14 protein-coding genes are annotated in these 18948 nt (G+C 68.5%); 3 read left to right on the top strand and 11 right to left on the bottom strand.

Translation table 11 applies throughout. The annotated features are described in order from the left end of the window. Positions 1-133 precede the first annotated feature (133 nt). Positions 134-2902 carry an AfsR/SARP family transcriptional regulator gene (locus tag LV75_RS13710; RefSeq protein ID WP_253887263.1) on the top strand — a complete coding sequence of 923 codons (2769 nt, stop codon included), beginning with the start codon at positions 134-136 and terminating at the stop codon, positions 2900-2902. Positions 2903-3077: 175 nt separating this feature from the next. Here the strand turns inward: LV75_RS13710 and LV75_RS13705 are convergent, their stop codons facing one another. From LV75_RS13705 to LV75_RS13655, 11 genes are all read right to left on the bottom strand, one after another. Next, positions 3078-3740, bottom strand: coding sequence for an Ig domain-containing protein (locus tag LV75_RS13705; protein WP_253887262.1), 663 nt, complete (start codon positions 3738-3740; stop codon positions 3078-3080). A 127-nt stretch (positions 3741-3867) separates the two neighbouring features. Next, positions 3868-4305, bottom strand: a complete 438-nt coding sequence (locus LV75_RS13700; protein ID WP_253887261.1) for a S8 family serine peptidase — start codon at positions 4303-4305, stop codon at positions 3868-3870. A gap of 67 nt (positions 4306-4372) precedes the next feature. Continuing rightward, positions 4373-4870 (bottom strand): hypothetical protein, encoded by a 498-nt coding sequence (locus tag LV75_RS13695; protein ID WP_253887260.1) that lies wholly within the window; start codon positions 4868-4870, stop codon positions 4373-4375. A 261-nt stretch (positions 4871-5131) separates the two neighbouring features. After that, entirely contained in the window at positions 5132-6706 is a 1575-nt protein-coding gene (locus LV75_RS13690) for an MFS transporter (protein WP_253887259.1), read from the bottom strand. A gap of 214 nt (positions 6707-6920) precedes the next feature. Then, positions 6921-7328, bottom strand: a complete 408-nt coding sequence (locus LV75_RS13685; protein ID WP_253887258.1) for a hypothetical protein — start codon at positions 7326-7328, stop codon at positions 6921-6923. A gap of 248 nt (positions 7329-7576) precedes the next feature. Continuing rightward, complete coding sequence (locus LV75_RS13680) at positions 7577-8791, bottom strand: vWA domain-containing protein (RefSeq protein ID WP_253887257.1); 1215 nt, start codon at positions 8789-8791, stop codon at positions 7577-7579. Next, a complete protein-coding gene (locus tag LV75_RS13675) occupies positions 8788-9996 on the bottom strand; it encodes an AAA family ATPase (RefSeq protein ID WP_253887256.1) in 1209 nt (402 codons plus the stop codon). The genes LV75_RS13680 and LV75_RS13675 overlap by 4 nt, the downstream gene beginning before the upstream one ends. Positions 9997-10053: 57 nt before the next feature. Then, a complete protein-coding gene (locus LV75_RS13670) occupies positions 10054-11352 on the bottom strand; it encodes a hypothetical protein (RefSeq protein ID WP_253887255.1) in 1299 nt (432 codons plus the stop codon). Between the two features lie 223 nt (positions 11353-11575). Then, positions 11576-12676 (bottom strand): S-methyl thiohydantoin desulfurase family protein, encoded by a 1101-nt coding sequence (locus LV75_RS13665; RefSeq protein ID WP_253887254.1) that lies wholly within the window; start codon positions 12674-12676, stop codon positions 11576-11578. Further along, positions 12666-14243: a hydantoinase/oxoprolinase N-terminal domain-containing protein gene (locus LV75_RS13660; RefSeq protein ID WP_253887253.1), complete on the bottom strand. Its 1578-nt coding sequence runs from the start codon at positions 14241-14243 to the stop codon at positions 12666-12668. The genes LV75_RS13665 and LV75_RS13660 overlap by 11 nt, the downstream gene beginning before the upstream one ends. A 15-nt stretch (positions 14244-14258) precedes the next feature. Further along, entirely contained in the window at positions 14259-15584 is a 1326-nt protein-coding gene (locus tag LV75_RS13655) for a purine-cytosine permease family protein (protein WP_253887252.1), read from the bottom strand. A gap of 216 nt (positions 15585-15800) precedes the next feature. Between LV75_RS13655 and LV75_RS13650 the strand changes: the two genes are divergently transcribed. Both LV75_RS13650 and LV75_RS13645 read left to right on the top strand, forming a co-directional pair. Next, positions 15801-16838: an S-methyl thiohydantoin desulfurase family protein gene (locus LV75_RS13650; RefSeq protein ID WP_253887251.1), complete on the top strand. Its 1038-nt coding sequence runs from the start codon at positions 15801-15803 to the stop codon at positions 16836-16838. Further along, positions 16839-18335, top strand: a complete 1497-nt coding sequence (locus LV75_RS13645; RefSeq protein ID WP_253887250.1) for a PucR family transcriptional regulator — start codon at positions 16839-16841, stop codon at positions 18333-18335. The last annotated feature ends 613 nt before the right edge of the window (positions 18336-18948 follow it).

Below are 18948 nucleotides of genomic sequence, written 5' to 3'. Positions count from 1 at the left end.
TCCTGGCCGGGGTGCGGGCCAGGATCGACCCCCGGTGCCTTCTGGCAACACAACGTTCTGCGAATCAGCTGTTCGGTGGTGCCGTGCGGGGGTGGGGCGGGCATAGGCAGGGGGTCGGGCGGAAAAGGGGGCTGTGCGGGTGGAGTTGCGGGTGCTGGGCCAGGTCGAGGTCGTCGTCGACGGGAAGCCGGTTGACCTCGGGCACGCCCGGCAGCGGTGCGTGCTGGCGGTACTCGTCGTCGAGGCCAACCAGGTCGTGCCCACCGACCACCTGGTGGACCGGATCTGGGGAGAGCACCCGCCACGGCGTGCGCGGCAGCTGGTGAGCAACTACCTGTCCCGGCTGCGCCACCTGCTGTCCGCCAGTGGAATCGCGGGCGAGGTGGTGATCGAACGGCGCGGGGGCGGCTACGTCCTGCGCGTCGCGTCCGACCGCGTGGACCTGCACCGGTTCCGGCGCCTGATCGTCCAGGCGCGCGCCGACGCGGACCAGGCCAGTGCCTTGGAACTGCTGGAACGGGCAGACCGGATGTGGCGGGGCGATCCGCTGTCCGGTTTGGACACACCGTGGATCGCCGTGGTGCGGCAGGGGCTGGAGCGCGAGCGGTTCGCCGCCGACAGCGAACGCGTCGACCTGGCGTTGCGCCGCGGTCGACACGCTGCGCTCCTGCCCGAGTTGATCGCGCGTGCCCAGACCCACCCGCTGGACGAACGCGTGGCTGCGCAGCTCATGCTCGCGCTGTACCGCAACGGTCGCCAAGCCGACGCCCTGGACCACTACCGGGGGCTGCACACCCAGCTAGCCGAGGAGTTGGGCTCCGATCCCGGTGCGGACCTGCGAGAACTCCACCGGCGGATACTGGCCGCCGATCCCGGTCTCGCCGCCGACAGGTCGGTGGCGCCCCGCCACCTGCCCGCCGCGCCCGCGCAGTTCACCGGCCGCGTCCGTGAACTCGCGGAGCTGGACCGCACCATGACCAGGACGGTCGCGATCACCACCATCGGCGGCGCGGGCGGAATCGGCAAGACCTGGCTGGCCCTGGCGTGGTCGCACCGCAACCTGCACCGCTTCCCCGACGGGCAACTGTTCGTCGACCTGCGCGGGTTCAGCCCGACCGGACGCCCGACCGAGCCTGCCGACGCGCTGCGCGGGTTCCTCACCGCCCTCGGCGTCGACCCCGACGGTCTCCCGCCGGGCCTCGACGCGCTCTCCGGTCGGTACCGGGACCTGGTCGCGGGCAGGCGGATGCTGGTCGTGCTGGACAACGCCGCCACCGCCGACCAGGTCGTCCCGTTGCTGCCCGGCGGCACCTCGTGCGCGGTGCTGGTCACCAGTCGCACCGGACTCGCCTCGTTGATCGACCGCTACGGCGCCCGCCACCTGCCCGTGGACGTCCTCACCCGCGACGAGGCCCGCGCGGTGCTGGTCGCGCGCCTGCCCGAGCCGCACACCGCGACCGAGGTGACCGACGAGCTGACCGAGCTGTGCGGCCGCCACCCGCTGGCCCTGGCGATCACCGCCCGCCACGCCGCCACCCGCCCGCGGGTCCCCCTGGTCGAGTTCGCCGCCGAGCTGCGCGACCTGGGTCTGGAGGCGTTCGACCACGACGTCGATCCAGCGGCCAGCCTGCCCGCGGTGCTGTCCTGGTCCTTGCGCTGGCTCACCGACCAGCAGCGGACGGTGTTCGCGCTGCTCGGGATCGCCCCCGGCCCGGACATCGACCTCCCCGCCGCGGTGTGCCTCACCGGGTTGTCGCCGACGGAGACCCGCAAGGCCCTGGGCGTCCTGGAGGACCACTCCCTGCTCACGCGGCACACGGGCGGTCGGTACGCCATGCACGACCTGGTCCGCGCCTACGCCACCACGCTCGCCCGCGACCTGGGCGAGCAAGACCGTCGAGCCGCCCTGGACCGGGTGGTCGACTTCCTCCTGCGCACCGCCTACACCGCCGACCGGCTCATCGACCCCCACCGCCCGCCCATCCGGCCCGGTCCCAGCGCCATCCCCCAGCCGCCGCTCGACCAACCGGCCGCGTGGGCCTGGCTCGACACCCACCACCCGCACCTGCTCGCCGCCCAACACGCCGCCACGGGTCGCCACGACACCGTCTGGCAGATCGCCTGGACCCTGACCACCTTCCACCGCAGGCGGGGCCGCCACCACGACTACCTGGCCGTGTGGAAGATCGCCACCGCCGCCGCCGACCACCTACCCGACCCCACCGCCCGCATCCTCGCCCACCGACTCCTCGGGCACGCGCACGCCGAGCTCAGGCAACACGACCAGGCGCTGGTCCACCTGCACCAAGCCCTCGACCTGGCCCAGCACCACCACGAACACACCCACCTGGCACACACCCACCACGCCCTCGCCTGGACCTGGGAACAACAAGGAGACGACCAACGATCCCTAGAACACGCTCACCACGCCCTGGACCTCTTCCGCGACCTCGACTCCCCCGTGTGGCACGCCATCGCGCTCAACTCGGTGGGCTGGGCCGCCGCCCGGCTGGGCGACTACGACACCGCCCGCTCCTACTGCCAGGCCGCCCTCGCCCTGCACCGACACCACAGGGACCCCGACAGCGAGGCCGACGCCTTGGACAGCCTCGGCTTCATCGACCACCACACCGGACACCACCTGCGGGCCATCGAGCACTACCGCCAAGCCCTCACCCGCTACCGCGACGTCGGGAACGCCACCGAAACCGCCGACACCCTCGACAACCTCGGCCACCCCTACGCCGCCCTCGGCCACCACGCCCAAGCCCGCACCACCTGGCGACGGGCACTGGCCCTCTACCGCGAACAAGGCCGCAGCGCTGATGCCGAAAGGGTGCGCCTGCAACTCGACACGCTCACCCGGTCACTGGAACCGGGCGAGGCCACGCCGCGCACGTGAAGAGGGCGGTCGAGCACTGGCTGGGGCGGCGCTCGCAGTCGACAGACACCATCACATTCGTCACACAGCGACCTCCTCCGGGTTGTCCCGATGACGAGCGGGGATGCGCGCGAAGAAGGACCTCATGTGGTCCGCCACAAGCCGGTTCTGCGTCTTCTTCCGCGTGCCGAACATGTCAGCGGGCGTTGAGGGCGAAGTCGTCGAGGACGATCGAGGAGATGTTCTTGTAGTCGCCCCAGCCGGTGAACCAGAGGATGACGGTCTGGCCCGCGTAGCGCGATAGGTCGACGGTGTACTGGCGGTAGCCGGTGCCCATGGTGTTGCCCTTCAAGAAGAACACCGGCTCGTCGTTCAGCAGCAGGCGCATTGCATCGTTGTCGTCGGTGACGCCTTGCAGGGGAACGAACTTGGCCCAGAAGGTCAAAGTGGACCACGCGCACTCACGGGGAACCTGGGCCCTCTGGCTGATGATTGCCCCGCCCGCCGAGTCGGCGCGGAGGGCGGCGGCCCAGGTGCCGGTGCGGCGGGCCAGTGCGCCGGTGTGCCGGTTGATGTTGTCGGTGTTCTCCCACCAGCCGGTGCCGCCGGACTCGAAGCCGGGGTTGACGAGTTTCTGGCCGCCGGACGGGCAGGTCCAGTCGGGCGGGACGACGGTGATCTCGAATCGGGACTGGGTGCTGCGGCCGGTCGTGTCCTTCGCCGACACGGTCACTGTCGCGTTGATCAGGGTTTGCGTCGGTGTGCCGGAGATGAGGCCGGTGGTGGCGTTGATGGTGACGTCCGTGGGCAAGCCGGTGGCGGACCACGTGTACGGGGCGGTGCCACCCTTCGCGGTCATCTGGATGATCATGGATGGGCCCGTGCGTTGTGCCTTGAGGCCGGGGTTGGACACGACCGGGTACCGGGGCGGCTGCCGGTGCCCACCATCAAGAGCCGGTTCGGCGATCCGGTGCCAGCATTGGGGATCAGGTGGGCGTCGCGTCCAGTGCGAGGTGCGCGGAGATCTGCGCGGGCGTCGTGGCCGGGTCCACCGCGAGCAACAATGCCGCGGCGCCTGCAACGTGCGGGGACGCCATGGAGGTCCCGCTGAGGTGGTTCGAGGAGCCGCTCCAGGTGTTCCAGGCCGACGTGATCTGGGAGCCGGGGGCGAACAGGTCGACGCACGTGCCGTGGTTGGAGAAGCTGGAGCGCGTGTCGTCGGACTCCGTCGCGCCGACGGTGATCGCCTCGGCAACGCGGGCGGGGGACTTGTCGCAGGCACTCGCGTTCTCGTTGCCCGCCGACACCACAGTGGTGACGCCGTCGGCGATGAGCCTGCTGATGGCGGCATCGAGCACGGCGTCCGGTGAGCCGCCGAGGCTGAGGTTGGCCACGGCGGGACCGGTGGTGTGGTGCGCGATCACCCAGTTGACAGGCCCTTGTCGCTGGCCCAGTCCGCGCTGCAGAACGAGCAGACGGGCCAGCAACCTACTACCGGGGCGCCCAGCGATAAAGGAAGCCGGTGTCGTCGGAGGACTCGGTGTAACCCATTGCGGTCAGGGTGCGGTCTTCGGGTTGGCGGGACAGCCAGTTGACCAGGGCGAGGGCGGCTGGTGGGCCGACCTGTTCGGCAACCCGGCCGAACACGTCCTCAACGAAGACATCGAGCTTGTTCGCCGCGTCCTCGACCAGTGCCAGCACCATGATGCTCTCCCGCTCGGCCAGGCCCGCGAACGCCAGTGCCCTGACCGCGAGGTCCAGCAGTGCGACGTCGGTGGAGCGGACCGCGCGGGTGGCCGCGCGCTCCGCGAATGCGGTCAACACCTGCCCGCCCTCATCGCTCACTGACCTGGTCGAGACCGGTGAGCGCCGGGCCAGTTCCTCTGCCAGGTAGGCCTCGACATCGGCGTCGCGAGGGTCGGGGATGCTTGCGATCCCGTAGCGGAGGAAGACGCGCTGGTTCGGGGACGCGGCTTCGAAGGTGGGCACGTCGTCCTACTTTCACGATGGGCTGAGCAATGGTTCGGTTTCGTCGAAGGTGTACCCGGCGCCGAGGAGCATGTCCACCTTCCGGGCCAGCGCGGTTGGCTACTGTAGGCACCGTTCACCCAGGCTTCGTTCTTCGCCAGCGTTCAGTCTGGAATGCCGAGGGCCTCGTGCTCGCCGGGCCGGTAGCAGCCACGACCGCGGACCGGCGGTTGACCGATGACGGGGCAGATCTCTCGGTCCGGCGCGGTCATGAGGTCGGTCTCACGACTTGGGTTCCAGCACAGTTCGCGGCGCCTGGGTGGTCTCGGCGCGACGATCCGGCCTCCTCTTCCCGGCGACGGGCAAGGTGATCAACAGCACCACAGCGCCGAGGAGAGCGATGAGCGCGATCCAGCCCGCGCCGACGTGCATGGCGTGGATGAACGCGTCGTCGGCGGCGCGGGCGAGGGCGGGCTGGTCGATAGCTGCGGCGGCGTGGCGGGCGTGTTCGGCGGAGATTTGGGCTTGGTCCCGAACGGGGGCGGGGACATCGGCTAGTGCGGGGTCGATCGCGCGGCGGTATGCGATTGACATGATTGTGCCGCCTACCGCGATGCCGATCACGCTGCCGGTTTGCCGAATGGTGTTGGTGACGGCGGATCCCGCGCCGGCTTGGTCCAGCGGCAGGTCACTGATCAGCGCGGCCGTGACGGGGCCGATCACCATGCCGATCGCGAGGCCCTGCACCAATAGCAGCACCTCGATCCATACGAGCGGGGTTCGGAGCCCGAGCAGCCCGTACGCGCCCATGGTCAGCGCAGCCACGGCCAGCGCGGGCACGGCGACGGGGCGCAGCGAGAGGCGGCGGACCAGGCGCGTGGCGAGGGGCGCCCCCGCGATCGCACCGAGCGCGGTGGCGATGTTGGCCAGGCCCGCCTTCGTCGGCGAGAACCCGAGCGCGCCTTGCAGGTAGAACGCGTTGTAGAAGGTGATGGCTGCTACCGCGAAGAGCAGCAACCCGAGCGCCACGTTGCCGCCGCCGAACGCGCGTTGCGCGAGCAGTCGCGGGTCGAAGCTCGGCATCTTGAGGCGCAGTTGGACGAGAACGAACCCAACCAGCAGAACCAGGCCGACGACGATCGGCACCCAGACGTCGGCGCGGTTCCACGCGGTCACCTGCCCAGCCCGGATCAGCCCGTAGGCCAACGCCACGAGTCCACCGATGGACAGGAGCATCCCGGCGGGGTCCAGCGGCCGTCGAGTGGCGCTGCGGAAGTTCGGGACCAGCACGGCGAGCCCGATCAACGCCACCGCCGCGACCGGGAGGTTGATCAGGAATACCGAGCCCCACCAGAAGTGGTCGAGCAGGAATCCCGCCAACACCGGGCCGACCGCCATCCCGACGCCTGCCGAGGTTGAGAAGATGCCGATCGCGGCGGCGCGCGCGGGGCCGGTGAAGGTCCACATGAGGATGGCCAGCATGGCGGGTGTGATCAGCGCGCTGCCCATGCCCATCGCGGCTCGAGCCACGATCAACTCGCCCGCGTCGCTCGCGTACGCCGCCCACAGCGAGGACCCGGCGAAGACCACCAACCCGCCGGAGAAGACGGTCCGGTGGCCGAAGCGATCGCCCAACGCCCCAGCGGTGAACATCAACGTGGCGAAGGCCAAGGTGTACGAACCCGTCGCCCACTGCAGCTCACCGGGATTGGCGCCTAAGCCGCGGACCGGGTCGGCGAGGGTCTCCAGCGCGGTGCTCAGAACTGTGTTGTCCAACCAGACCAGCAGCGAGCACAACATGAGAACGGCAAGAATCAACCGCTGCCTGAACTTCGGCAACGTTGGGGGCGCGGTCATGAACACCTTCAAATATCGATCGGCGGGAACCCGATCGACCGTAAGCAAACTCCACAAGGCCGTCAAGTTCAGATTGTGGCGCCCGAAACCATTGCGACAGACGGGAATCTATGCCCTTCAAGCGAGATTGCGAACGGGCCAATAACGTGCCCTGGGCGAATTATGTCGAGGCGGGGTTGCGACCGAGCAGATTTCATGCCCCCGGGCTGGTCGATCAGCCACCCGGGCACCTGTTGTCGCCGCCGCTGTGTTCCTGGCAGGCCCGCTGCTCGGGAGTGGGCACGGGTGTCGGGTTGTGACGGGCGTCGTACGCCCGGTGGTAGCCGATCACGGCCAGGCTCAGGAGCAGGAGCGTCACGAAGACGGCCGCAGCTGCTGTCCGGCGGGTGATCGCGGCCAACAGGACGCCGAGGAACGGGACGCCGACGGCGACGATCTTCGCCCACATGGCCAACATGTCGCGTTCGGCGTAGTCAGCGGCGGTGGGAACACCCATGAACGGCATGGAGAACGCCGACTCCAGCACCAGCATCGGGACACCGAACAACCACGTGCAGAACAGCAGCACCCACACCAGGGGAAGCCAGCCGAGACGCTGGTCCGGCCGTAGTTCAGCGGTCACCCTGCCAGGATGTCCCATGTTGTGCCCTGAAGTTGAGGACCTGGTGGCGAGGGAACACCGATTGTTACGTGGTTGTTCCTGGATCAAGCCGTGAACGAGCCACTGTCGGTACTTCACTCAATACGCAGAGTCCACCTTGGCCTCGGACAACCATGTGCTCGGGCCGCACATCGAGCACCGTTGTCGCACAACCACTGTCAATTGCTTCCCGCCAACAGTCGTGGAACTCCTGTGAGCAAACGCAGTGATCAAGCGATGGTGACCACTCGGGCCCAGTCGGGTGGGGTGTCTGGTTGGTAGTCCGGGTCGTTCTCGTTGAATGTGCGTTCGCGGGGGAATAGGCCGATTACTGTGCGGCAGGGGGGTTTGGTGTCGGGCCAGGGGGTTTGGCCGTCGGTCAGGGAGACGATGACGTCTGGGCGGGGTTTGGTGCGCAGGGCAGCTGCGAATCCGGATCTCAGGTCGGTGCCACCTCCGCCCAGCAAGGGGATGTCTTGGGCCTGGCACAGCTGGCTCGCGATGCTGGCGGCGGTGTCGCAGGAGACGGCGGAGAGGAGGTCTCGGCGGCCGCCGACCGCGCGGGTGATGGCGGCGATCTCCACTATGGCGCTGCCCAATTCGGCGTCGCTCACTGATGCGGAGGTGTCGATGATCACGCAGACGCGGGGCGGCTTCCTGCGGAGGCTGGGCAGGATCACGCCGGGAAGGCTGGTGGATCTTCGGGATGGGCGGCCGTAGGTGTAGTCCTCGCCCGCGCCGGAGGCGGAGACCGCCGCGCGGATGGTCGCGCCTAGCAGTTGTCGCCAGGGTTGTGGTGGCTGGAACGCCTCTTCCGCCCATCGCCGCCAGCCTCCTGGGACGTCGCCTGGTGCGCCGGTGATGCCTTGTGCCACGCGGAAACGAACCGCGTCCCGTTCTTGCTCGGTGAGTCCGTGCGCGCCGTCGGGGCCCATGTCCCACTCGCGGTCCTGACCGTCGGCACCGCTTCCACAGTCGAGCCAGGTGAACTCGTCGGTGTGCGGGCCGAGTCGGAACTGGCGCAGGTATTCCTCCATCAGCTGCCCGTCAGGCAATCTCAACAGTGCCGGGTCCACGGCGCCCTCGGGCCGCGCCAGACCATCGCCGAACACGTCGTCGTTGATCTCGCAGTCGGCGGCGATGTTCATCCGCAGTCGTTCGCCCGGTCCGGTCAGCTCGTGTGTCGCCGCGAACCTGTCGCTGCGGCCGTGATGGTCGCGTAAGAGGTGGGACACCTCGTGCACCCACACCCCGGCCAGTTCTTCAATCGGGGTGCGGTCCACGAACGCCGGTGAGACGTAGCAACGCCAATGCCGGTCGACGGCCATGGTCGGGACCCGCCGTGATTCCACGCAATGCAGGGCGAACAACGCCGTTGCCAGGTACGGTCTGCTGCGAACCGCATGCAACCGGGCGGCGAACAGTTTTTCCTCGTCCAGGCTCATCGGCTCACACCCACGGCTGCCAGGTCGGCTCGACGCGACAGGGACACCACTCCTGCTAGCCGCTCGATCGCTGGTGGAACCGGCCAGTCCTCGTGGCGCAACGCGGCCAGCGTGGCGGCTGGGACCACCACCAGGTCTGGCGCTCCGGTTTCCCAGGCCCGCAGCAGCAACGACCACGCAGCGTCCCAACGGGACTGTTCTGGACGCTTGCGCACCGCTTCCACGATCCCGTCGAGCACTGCTTGGCGCAGGTCGCCACGCTCCGGCAGGACTGCCGTGGCTGGGTCTGCGAGCAACGCTTCGGGATCCGGCAGGTCCATGCGATCGAGACTGGCCAACAACTCCAGCCCCGGCCCATCCCCCACAGTGCCCCGCACCAACATGGACAGCACTTCCCGGGAAGTTCCCGAGGCGACGGCGAAGGCGACCAGTCGTAGCGTCATGTCCCAGCTGCGCGGCGAGGGCCACGCGCCACCGCGGCGGGCTTCGTTCTTGGGCAGTTGGTGCACGAGCGCGGGGCGGACGGCGAGGAGTCCGCACACGGCCCGACGGGCGAAGGCCACGGCCTCCGGCAGTTTGTCCGGCGCCAGTTGCGGCAGGACTGCCTTCGGCCATGTCCCGCCCAGCCCGCGTACCACGACTTCGTGGTCATAGGACCATTGCAGGTGAACGAACCGGTTGGCCAGCGGTGGGCTCAGCTCCCACCCGTCAGCCGCAGAGGCGCGGGGATTGGCTGCGGCAACAATTCGGACTCCTGGTGGGAGGGTCAACGTACCGATTCTGCGCTCAAGCACGACCCGCAGGAGGGCGGCTTGCACGGCAGGTGGAGCAGTGGACAACTCGTCGAGGAACAACAGCCCCTCGCCTGCCCGGACCAGTCGCACCGCCCAGTCTGGTGGCGCCATCGGAACGCCCTGCACCGCTGGGTCATCGCCGACCACCGGGAGGCCAGCGAAGTCAGACGGCTCGTGCACGCTGGCGATAACCGTCGTCAAGGGCAACTCGAGGGCTTCGGCGAGCTGGGTGAGGGCGGCTGTCTTGCCGATGCCCGGTTCACCCCACAGCAGAACCGGGAGATCAGCGGACACGGCCAGCATCAAGGCTTCCAACTGGGCGTCGGGACGCAGCTCGGTGGTCGTTTCTTTCAGCAGGGCAAGGAGTCCGGCAGCAACGTCGAGTGGTCGGGGGTCACTGGGATTGGGCATGCTTGATCACCTGGGGGTCGAGTCAGGGCCGTGTCGGCCAGAAGAGAAGCGGGTGTGTTAGCGCGAAGCCATGCGACGGGAACGGTCGCGACGGCTTATGTGCTCTGTGGACTCCGTGAGTCCCTGGACGACGAGTTCGGCGCGGTACCACCCGTGAAGGACCTGGCGGCGAGCCGCCCTTTCCAGGTGATCACGCAGTGCGCCACTGGGAAGCAGGGCGCTCGGTCCGAGCAGGTGTTCGACGGCAGCAAGAGCGCCCGCGGTGTCGCCGTGGTCGAGCCGGGCGCGAATGTCGTCGAGAGTGTCCGGACGCCGGTGCGTTTCGGCGATCGCTTGCAGGCAAGGCAAAGCGGTACCGCCCAGTGCCGCCAGCAGTTCCTCGCGGCGTATCTCGTCGGGGTCGTGGTCTAGCGGTGCGAGCACGCCATTCACTACGTCGATCCGATGCATGGCGCCACGACACTCGACCAGGCGGGAACGCACAGAGCGGTCCGGGTTCCGGGACACGCCACTAGGTCTGCGTCCCGGCAGGAGGGCCGCCGCGACGAGCGGGTGCAACCGGTCCGCGGTGATCAGTCCCGCGTTGAGCAGCTCGAGATCCGGGAGAACCCACGTCGCAGCGTCCGGCAGAATCGGGTACGCACGAGTCCGGGTGTTCGGCCGAGTCACCGTGATCCCGTTTCCCGGCAGCAGGTTCACCAACAATCGACGCCGGAAGCCGAGCAGCACGGTGACGGTCTGATCGGCACTTTCGTCGCTGCGCAGCAACAACGCGGCTTCAGCCGCCCACCGGTGCACAGCACATGCCGACAGCCCGGAAATCCGTTGCCCCTCAGGAGGGTCACCACCTGCGGGCCACTGCTCGACTCCCGACCGCTCCCCCAGTTCGCCGGATCTGCGCACGTCCCACAGGTGACGGTGCAGATCCAGGCGAAACCGCCGGTCAGGGCGTGGATGGGGATGGTCGCCAGCGCCCGTTCCCGGTTTGGACGGCTCCCACAGGGCGAGGCTGATCCGCTGACCGGCAGCCGCCCACGCAGGCGGCGTTCGCGCCACCAAGTGCACCGCGTCGCCCTCTGCCGTTGGCTCATACCGAGCCAGCGAGACCGTGAGCCCCGGTCTCAGCAGACCGTTCGGGTCGATCCGCGGATAGTGCCAACGAAGCAGGTCAGGCGCCAGGTGGCGGAGATCCGCACGGACCCGCGCCGCGAACTCCCCACCATGATCACGTCGTACGGCTCTGAGGTCTAGGTCGACATCAACCCGCGCGGCGGCGCAGGCCCCCGCCCAATCACCCGCCACCCGCCGGGCGGTCGCGACCTCGATCATCGATGGCGGCACGGCGAACTCGCGCACGTGCGACCAAGAAAGTAGCCGGAGGTTCTCGCTCGCTGTCAAAGGGTGCATCAGCACTCACCTTTGGCGAACGAGACCCCCGTTCTGTTCACGTAGAGGTTCATCGCGGCGAGCGTATCAGATCTACCGCCGCAGGATCCGGTCCCAGCGACGCGGATGCAGGCGCCGACACGGCCGCGTCGGCGCCTGCACTATCGCGTGGCAGCTCCTGGTGTCAACCAGGCTAGATCGAGGTGAGTTCCTCGACCGGGGTCCAGGGGTCCTTGAGGCCGAAGGCTTGGGGGCCGAACACCTCGAGGGCCTCCGGGGAGCGCATGATCGCGGGGGTGGACATGGCGAAGATCTTGACGCGTTGGCCGTAGCGGAGGGATTCGGTGGTGATGGGGTTGGCGGTTTGGGCGTCCAGGACTGAGATCAGGTCGGGGACGATGGCCAGGACGCGGCCGTTGTGGTGGGCCACGAGGTGTTCGTTCTGGAAGGTGAGGGTGACCGCGGTGTCGCCGTCGAAGGAGCTCACGGTGGCGGTGCCTCGGACGAAGCCGTCGGAGCTCCGGCGTTCGACGTCGATGACCTTGCCCTCCAGGAGGACGCGACCGCTCCCGTAGATGGACCGCTCCAGGGCTCGGCTGAGCGCTTCGAAGGGGTCTTGGTGTTGCTCTCGAGCCTCGCGGATGCATCGACCGAGCCTGAGCGCCAGGCTCATCGTGCCGGGAATGGCTGTGCGTCGCACTTCGGCGCCGGTCATGGGGTATTCCGCGATGTAGGACACGCCTCCCATGCGGATCGTCACGCCGCGGGCGAGCCATTCCATCTGCTTGTTGTCGGTCCCGGTGTCGATGACGGTTGTGTGGCCGTTGGAGTCGCAGATGGCGATTGGAGATCCCGCCACCCCGTACACGCCAAAAGTCTCCATCTGGAGTTCGGGGAACGCCCGGCCCATGCCGTCGCCGTCCACGATCGGGATGCCAGCACGGGCGGCGACCAGGAGCGGGATCATCGAGTTGAGGCCGCCGCATTCCATGGGGATGATCGCGTCGACCGTGCGTCCGAGGCGTTTCTCCAGCGTGCGCAGGGCTGTGACGGGTTCGTCCCCAGAAGGGATCTTCTCCACGACGACGGTGGGTGCTCCCATAAAGGCGCTCGCCACGACGAGGTCGTTGTCGTGAACTTCGTCGGTGGTAAGGAGTGTGATGGTCCTGCCGCGGCGCAGCTCCTCGCTGACCAGGAGCAGGCCGATGTAGGGGTCTCCGCCCCCACCGGTGCCGAGCAATGCTGCTCCTCGGGCGAGATCGGGCAGGTCGGTGAGGGTGATGTCAGTGGGCACGTCGGGCTCCGGTGTCGGTGAGCGCGGGTTCGAAGACGAGGTCTCCCACGGCCTTGACGCGAATGCGCGTGACGTTCCCGGGGAGGTAGGCCAGGGGGACCTCCTCGACCTCGACGATCTGGACGGTCTGGGGGCGCGCGCCCGCGGCGACGGCCCGATCGACGGCTTCCTGCTTCGCGGCGTCGAGGACCGTTTCCCGGGTTCCGGAAGCGACCGCGAAAATCCGGTCGACCTCGCCGCCCACCTGGGCGATCGCGGCACCGATGGCGTTCGCGACGCCGGAGTGCTCGGGCCGGTGGACCTTCCCGGATCCTTCGAGCACGTCGGGTACCAGGATGTTGCCGCCGCCGACGGCGACCACGGGGAGCGGGGTCGCGCTGGTCCGCATGCGGTCGACGGCCGAGGCGATCTCCCGCGACATGTGCGCGAGCACGGCGTCGACGAGGGACCGATCCAGGTGGGCGACCAGGTCGGGGTCGCCGATCTCCGCGATCCCGGCGGCGACGGCGATGTCCGTGGCGGTGAGGGTGTCACCACCGAACACGAGCCCTTCCTGGCGGATGCGGTACCCGACGCTGTCCGGGCCGACGGTGGGCTCACCAAGGCGGACGCGGCTGCCTCCGCCGATGCCGATGGACAGGACGTCGGGCATCCGGAAGTTGGTGCGGATCCCGCTCACGCTGACCTCGGTCGTCGCCTCGCGGGGGAAGCCGTTCTGGAGGATGCCGATGTCGCTGGTTGTCCCGCCGACGTCGATGACCGCACAGTCACCGAGTCCTGACAGGAAGGCGGCCCCGCGCATCGAGTTCGTCGGTCCCGACGCGAAGGTCGCCACCGGGTAGCGGCGGGCGAAGTCCACGTCCATCAGCGTTCCGTCGTTCTGGCTGAGGAACAGCGGAGCGCGGATCCCCGCGTCGGTCAGCGCGCCGGAGAGCCCGTCGCAGATGTGGCCCGCGAGCTCGCGCAGACAAGCGTTGATGACGGTCGCGTTCTCCCGTTCGAGCAATCCCATCCGGCCGAGCTCGTGGGAGAGACTCACCGCCACGCCGGGGATGTGTTCGGACAGGATGTCGCCGACCTCGACCTCCAGTTCGGGGTTCGCCGGTGAGTACACAGAGGACACAGCGATGCTGCGGATCCCTTTCAGCGCGATGTCGTCGGCGACCCGCTTGATCTCGTCGCGGTCGAGGTGGCTGATCAGTCGACCGTCGTACTCGTTCCCGCCGTGGCAGAGGTAGCCCTCCCCCTTGATCGCCGCCACCAGGTGGTCGGGCCACCCGACCAGCGGCGGGAGGGCCCGGGTCGCGGGCAGACCCAGGCGGACCGCGGCCGTGGGGGCCAGCCTGTTCGCCTCGACGATCGCGTTGATGAAGTGCGTCGTGCCGATCATCACCGCTTGCACGTCCAGGGGGTCGAACGGCGACGCCTTCCTGAGTTCGGCGATCGCGGTGACGATGCCCGAGGTCACGTCGGGTGTCGTCGAGGTCTTCACCTCGGCCAGCACGCGGCGGGCGTCCATGAGGACGGCGTCCGTGTTGGTGCCGCCGACGTCGATTCCGATTCGCATTGCGGTCCCCCGGGGTCAGGCGTGCTGGTCGTCGGCCAGGCGGGTTGGTTCGGTTCGCGATATGCCCAGCGGCCGCACCAAGCCCAGCTTGCCTGCGATCAGGTAGAGGACGAAGGACGTGACGAGCGCGTTGATCGAGGCGATGCCGAAGTCCAGGTAGTACCCGACGCCCCAGGACAGGGCCCAGACGACCAGGGTGGTGGGAACCCAGGTGGGGCAACTGGCGGGCAGGTCGTCACCGGACTCGTCCAGGTCTGAGCGCCATAGTTTGACGAAGAAGTACTCGGCGATGATGATCCCGGCGAGCGGCGGGAAAGCCACACCGAGCACGATCAGGAAGTCGGTGAAACTCTCGAGGATGCCCGCGGCGGCCAGGACGCTGCCGATGCCGCCTACGGTCAGCGTGACGAGTCCTCGGTGGAGCTTGACCCCGAAGACGGTCTTGCCGAAGTTGACCACGCCGAGCGAGGCGGAGTAGAGGTTCCAGTCGTTGATCTTGACTGTGCTGGCCACGATGATGAGGGTCCCGAGCAGACCCGCGCTCGAGGTCACGATGCCGATGATGTCGCTGGTGCCCACGGCGTGCGCGAGCAGGACGCCGACCAGGGCGATCACGTACTCGCCGATCGTCACGCCCACGAAGGTCTGCTTGACGACATCGCCCGTCGAGCGGTTGAACCGCGTCATGTCGGGGGTCATGACCATGCCGACGATGAAGCCGCCCGCGACGAGCGTCGTGCCCGCGGCGAGGCTGATCTGCGGTCCCGGCGCGGGTGAGTTGACCAGGTCCGACAGGGAGTGCTTGGACAGCTCGCTGATCACCGCGTAGCCCGCGAGCAGCAGGAACGCCGGAACGGTGATGTAGGCCGTCCACGCCATCGAGCCGAACCCGTACATCACGATCCCCGTGACGGCCATCCCGAACACGAGCGCCCAGCCCCAGGTCGGGAGGATGCCGATCAGCTCGGTGAGGCCGCGCGCGGAGATGGCGCTCTGCACACCGAACCAACCGATCAGGCTTAACGCGATGGCCAACCCGACCAGGCTCGACCCGTAGCGGCCGAAGCCCGTCCACCGGGTCAACACCGAGGTGGAGAGGCCCTCGCGCTGACCCGCGATGCCGGTGAAGATCGCGACGACCTCCAGGATCACCGACCCGAGCGTGATGGCCAGGACGGCCGACCAGAACGACATCCCGAAGCCCAGCGTCGCCCCGATCAGGAACTGCGAGAGGCAGGAGAGCTGACCGAAGCGCTGGACGCAGACCGACCACCACGAGTAGCGGGCCTTGGCGGGCACGCGTTCCAGTGCGTAGTCGTCGACTCCCTGGGTGGATGACATGGCTGACCCTCCTGAGTTCCGGGTCAGCCTGTGATGCGGCTCACCGAGAGCCAGAGATTAGGCCGCAGATCGTCCACCGCGCAGTGTGCAATGTGTCCGTTCGGTTGGGATCGAGGAGTGCAACATGCCCTCTTCGCTGCTAGCCTCAGGCGGTGGCAACCGGAGTAATCTCCGTGGGCCAACTCGCTTACCGCGCTGACTTACGGACACACGCCCATGTGGACGATCGACCGTGAAACGCTGCCCGCACTAGAGCTGGGCGCGGCGTTGTTGGGGTCAGGCGGCGGGGGCCAGACCACCCTGTTCCGCATGCTCGCCGAACGAGCACTGCAGCAGCACGGGCCCGTCACCGTGCTCTCACCAGGTGAGGCCCCGGACGACGTCACCGTGATCCACATCGGCCTCGTCGGGGCGATCACGGCGTTCGCCGAGAAACCCATGGGCGGCGGGGAGTTCACCCACGCGTTCGCCAGTCTCGTCTCGGACCAGGGCGGACCACATCTGGTCGCCGGGTATGAGGGCGCCGGGGCCAACGCGTTCGCTGGCATCCTGGTCGCGGCCGAGACCGGCACGCCCTTGTTGGACGTCAGCGGGATGGGTCGGGCACTGCCGCGGCTCGACCAAACGACGTACACCGCCGCCGGGTTGAGCATGTCCCCGTTCTCGCTCATCGACACCAGCGGAACCCTTGTCCGCATCGACACCGGGCCGCCATCGGAGGCAGAGCGGTTACTCCGGGCGAACACCGCGCTACTCGGCGGATGGGCGAGCTTCGCGGGCTATCGGCTTCCCATCGCCCAGGTACGGCAACACGGAGTGGCGGGCACACTGCGCGCGGCGACCGATCTCGGCACGGCGCTGCTGGAGGTCAACTCTTCTGCGAAGCCGCCGGTCGACGGGGCGCGGCACCTCGCGTCGGGGCGGGTGATCGAGGTCGAGTGGCGGCACGGCTCGTCGTTCGGCGCGGGCAGTCTGACGCTGCGCACCGCCGACGACCAGCGTGCGCTCAGGGTCGAGATGCAGAGCGAGTTCCTGGTGGTCATCGACGACGGGATACCGGTCGCGACCACGCCGGACATCATCTGCCTGCTCGACCAGAGATCATTGCGGCCGATCCAGGCGGAGCGCGCGTCGGTCGGGAGCGAGGTCCACGTTCTCGCCCTCGCCGCGCCTGCCAGGTGGCTCGAAGAGGACGCGCTCCCCCTGGTGAACCCGCGCGCTTTCGGCTACTCACTCGACTATGTGAGGCTGTAGATGGCCAGACCGTCGGTGCGAAACCTGCTCGCCGAGGAACCGCTCAACGCCGCCACGGTGGTCGGCGGGTCGTCCAATCTGGACACAGTCCCGTCGGAGGTGCTTGCCCTCGCGCCCGGGCGAACACCGGAGGTGCCACGCGGAGCGATCGTGGTCACCGGAGCACTTGAGGGCTATGAGCTCGAACTGCTCTTGCGCCGAGTGCACGACCGCGATGCGAGCCTTGTCGTCACGGCGGTCGACACCCCGCGACGACTCCTCTCCTCGACGACGGTTCTCGCCGAGCGCCTCGCCCTGCCCCTCGCGGTGATCGAAGGCGATCCACTTGAGACAGCGCGAAGACTGTGGGTGCGGATCCATGAGCCAGCGTCTGAGCACGGACTTGTGTTGGCGCGACTGGCAAAGCGTCTCCACGGCGTTGGCGACGCGAAGAGTGTCGTCAAGCTGTTGAACAGCGAGCTTGGGGTTCGTACCGCGCTGGTGGGGGCCGAGCACGTTGTCCTCGCGGGAACCGAACCTCGGCGCCCCCTGCACATCGACACCCGCGGGGGGACGAAGACCTGGCGGGACGGCGACGGGTTCACGTGTCTGGTCCCCATCAAGGTCGGCGACCGTGAACCACCGCGACTGTGGCTCGTCGCGGAAACGGGCGAGATAGGCGACGACACCGCCGTCAAGATCGAGAGCGCGCTGAACCTCGCTGCCTGCTCGATCACCGCGTGGGCCGCCACCGAGCGACTCCGGGCCGAGCGCGACGCGACATTCCACTCGACTGTGCTTGCTGAACTGCTCAGCTCGGGTCCGCAGGTCCCCCGACGCGTCCTCAGCCAGGCGGTCGCGGCGGGGTGGCAACTGGAGGGGTGGCACATCGGGGTGCACCTCCTCCTGGTCGGCGGGTCCGCTCCCGAAGACGTGCGGTCGAGGACTCGCGACGTTCGCGACGCCCTGCACTTCACCGGTCCGCTGGTGGAACGGGGAGACGGCTGGTCGACGTGGATCACCGACGGCACCGAGGCGACCCCAGAACGACGCCGCGACATCGTCGGCACGCTCAACGCGGTCCTGCCGCTCGTCCCTGACTCGAACCTGGTGGCCGGGGTCGGGCGGCCGCTGCTCGGAGCTCCCGGCCTGGTCGAGACCCTGGTCGAGGCGCAGGAGCTCAGCCGGTTCGCAGGCTCCGCCCGCGGTCGTCAACGAGTGGAGTTCGCCGACGAGGCCGGTGTCCGGCGCCTTCTCGCTGCGGCTACCTCGGAGGACGTGCGCGCGCGATCGCAGCGCATGCTCGGCGCACTGCTCTCCCCCGCCAACGCTGACCTTGCTCGGACCCTGGAGACCTACCTGGACCTCGAATCCTCCGCCACCTCGACGGCCGCTCGCCTCGGCATCCACCGCAACACGGTGGTGAAGCGGCTCAGCAAGATCGAGGAACTGCTGGGGGCGAACTTGTCGGACCCCGAGGTCCGCCTGGCCCTGCACCTGGCTTGTCGCGCCAAGTAGGCCACACCTGGGGATGACACAGACGCACTCACCCACCGCATTCACCCACCTACACTGCGGCTGGCCTAACCTCTAGACCACCGCGCTCATCGGTTAACGCAACTCAAGGAGCTCACGACCTCACACAAGCACTGGCCGGGGCACCGCCGCCAGCCACGACTCCTGCACCCGACGCACGCCATCCAAGCCAAAGTGAATGGGAAATCGCCCTCGCGTGGGTAAACCAGCAGGTCAGCAAGTGTCCTCCCCGCGCAAGCGGGGCTGTTCCCTGCCACCGCTACTCGGGCAGCACCGGACTCGGGTCCTCCCCGCGCAGGCGGGGCTGTCCCCGCGGTGTCGAGCAGGAACGCCCAGTCGGTGTCGTCCTCCCTGCGCAGGTGGGGCTGTTCCCGACCTCGGCGAGATCGAGAGCGGTCTTGAGTCGTGCTCCCCGCGCAAGCGGGGCTGTTCCTGTCCCGACTACCGGGATCGGCATGTGGGATGCGTTCCCCGCACGGGCGGGGCTGTTCCCACGAGGCTGCCTGCACCGGTAGGCAGTAGCGGGTCCTCCCTGCGTGAGCAGGGCTGTTCCTCGGCAGTCCTCGATCTCAGCCGATGTGCTGGCGTCCTCCCC

This window comes from Actinokineospora diospyrosa, assembly GCF_024171925.1.
GTDB lineage: Bacteria > Actinomycetota > Actinomycetes > Mycobacteriales > Pseudonocardiaceae > Actinokineospora > Actinokineospora diospyrosa.
Note: the sequence above shows the minus strand (reverse complement) of the source record. Positions and strands in the feature narration are given on the sequence as shown.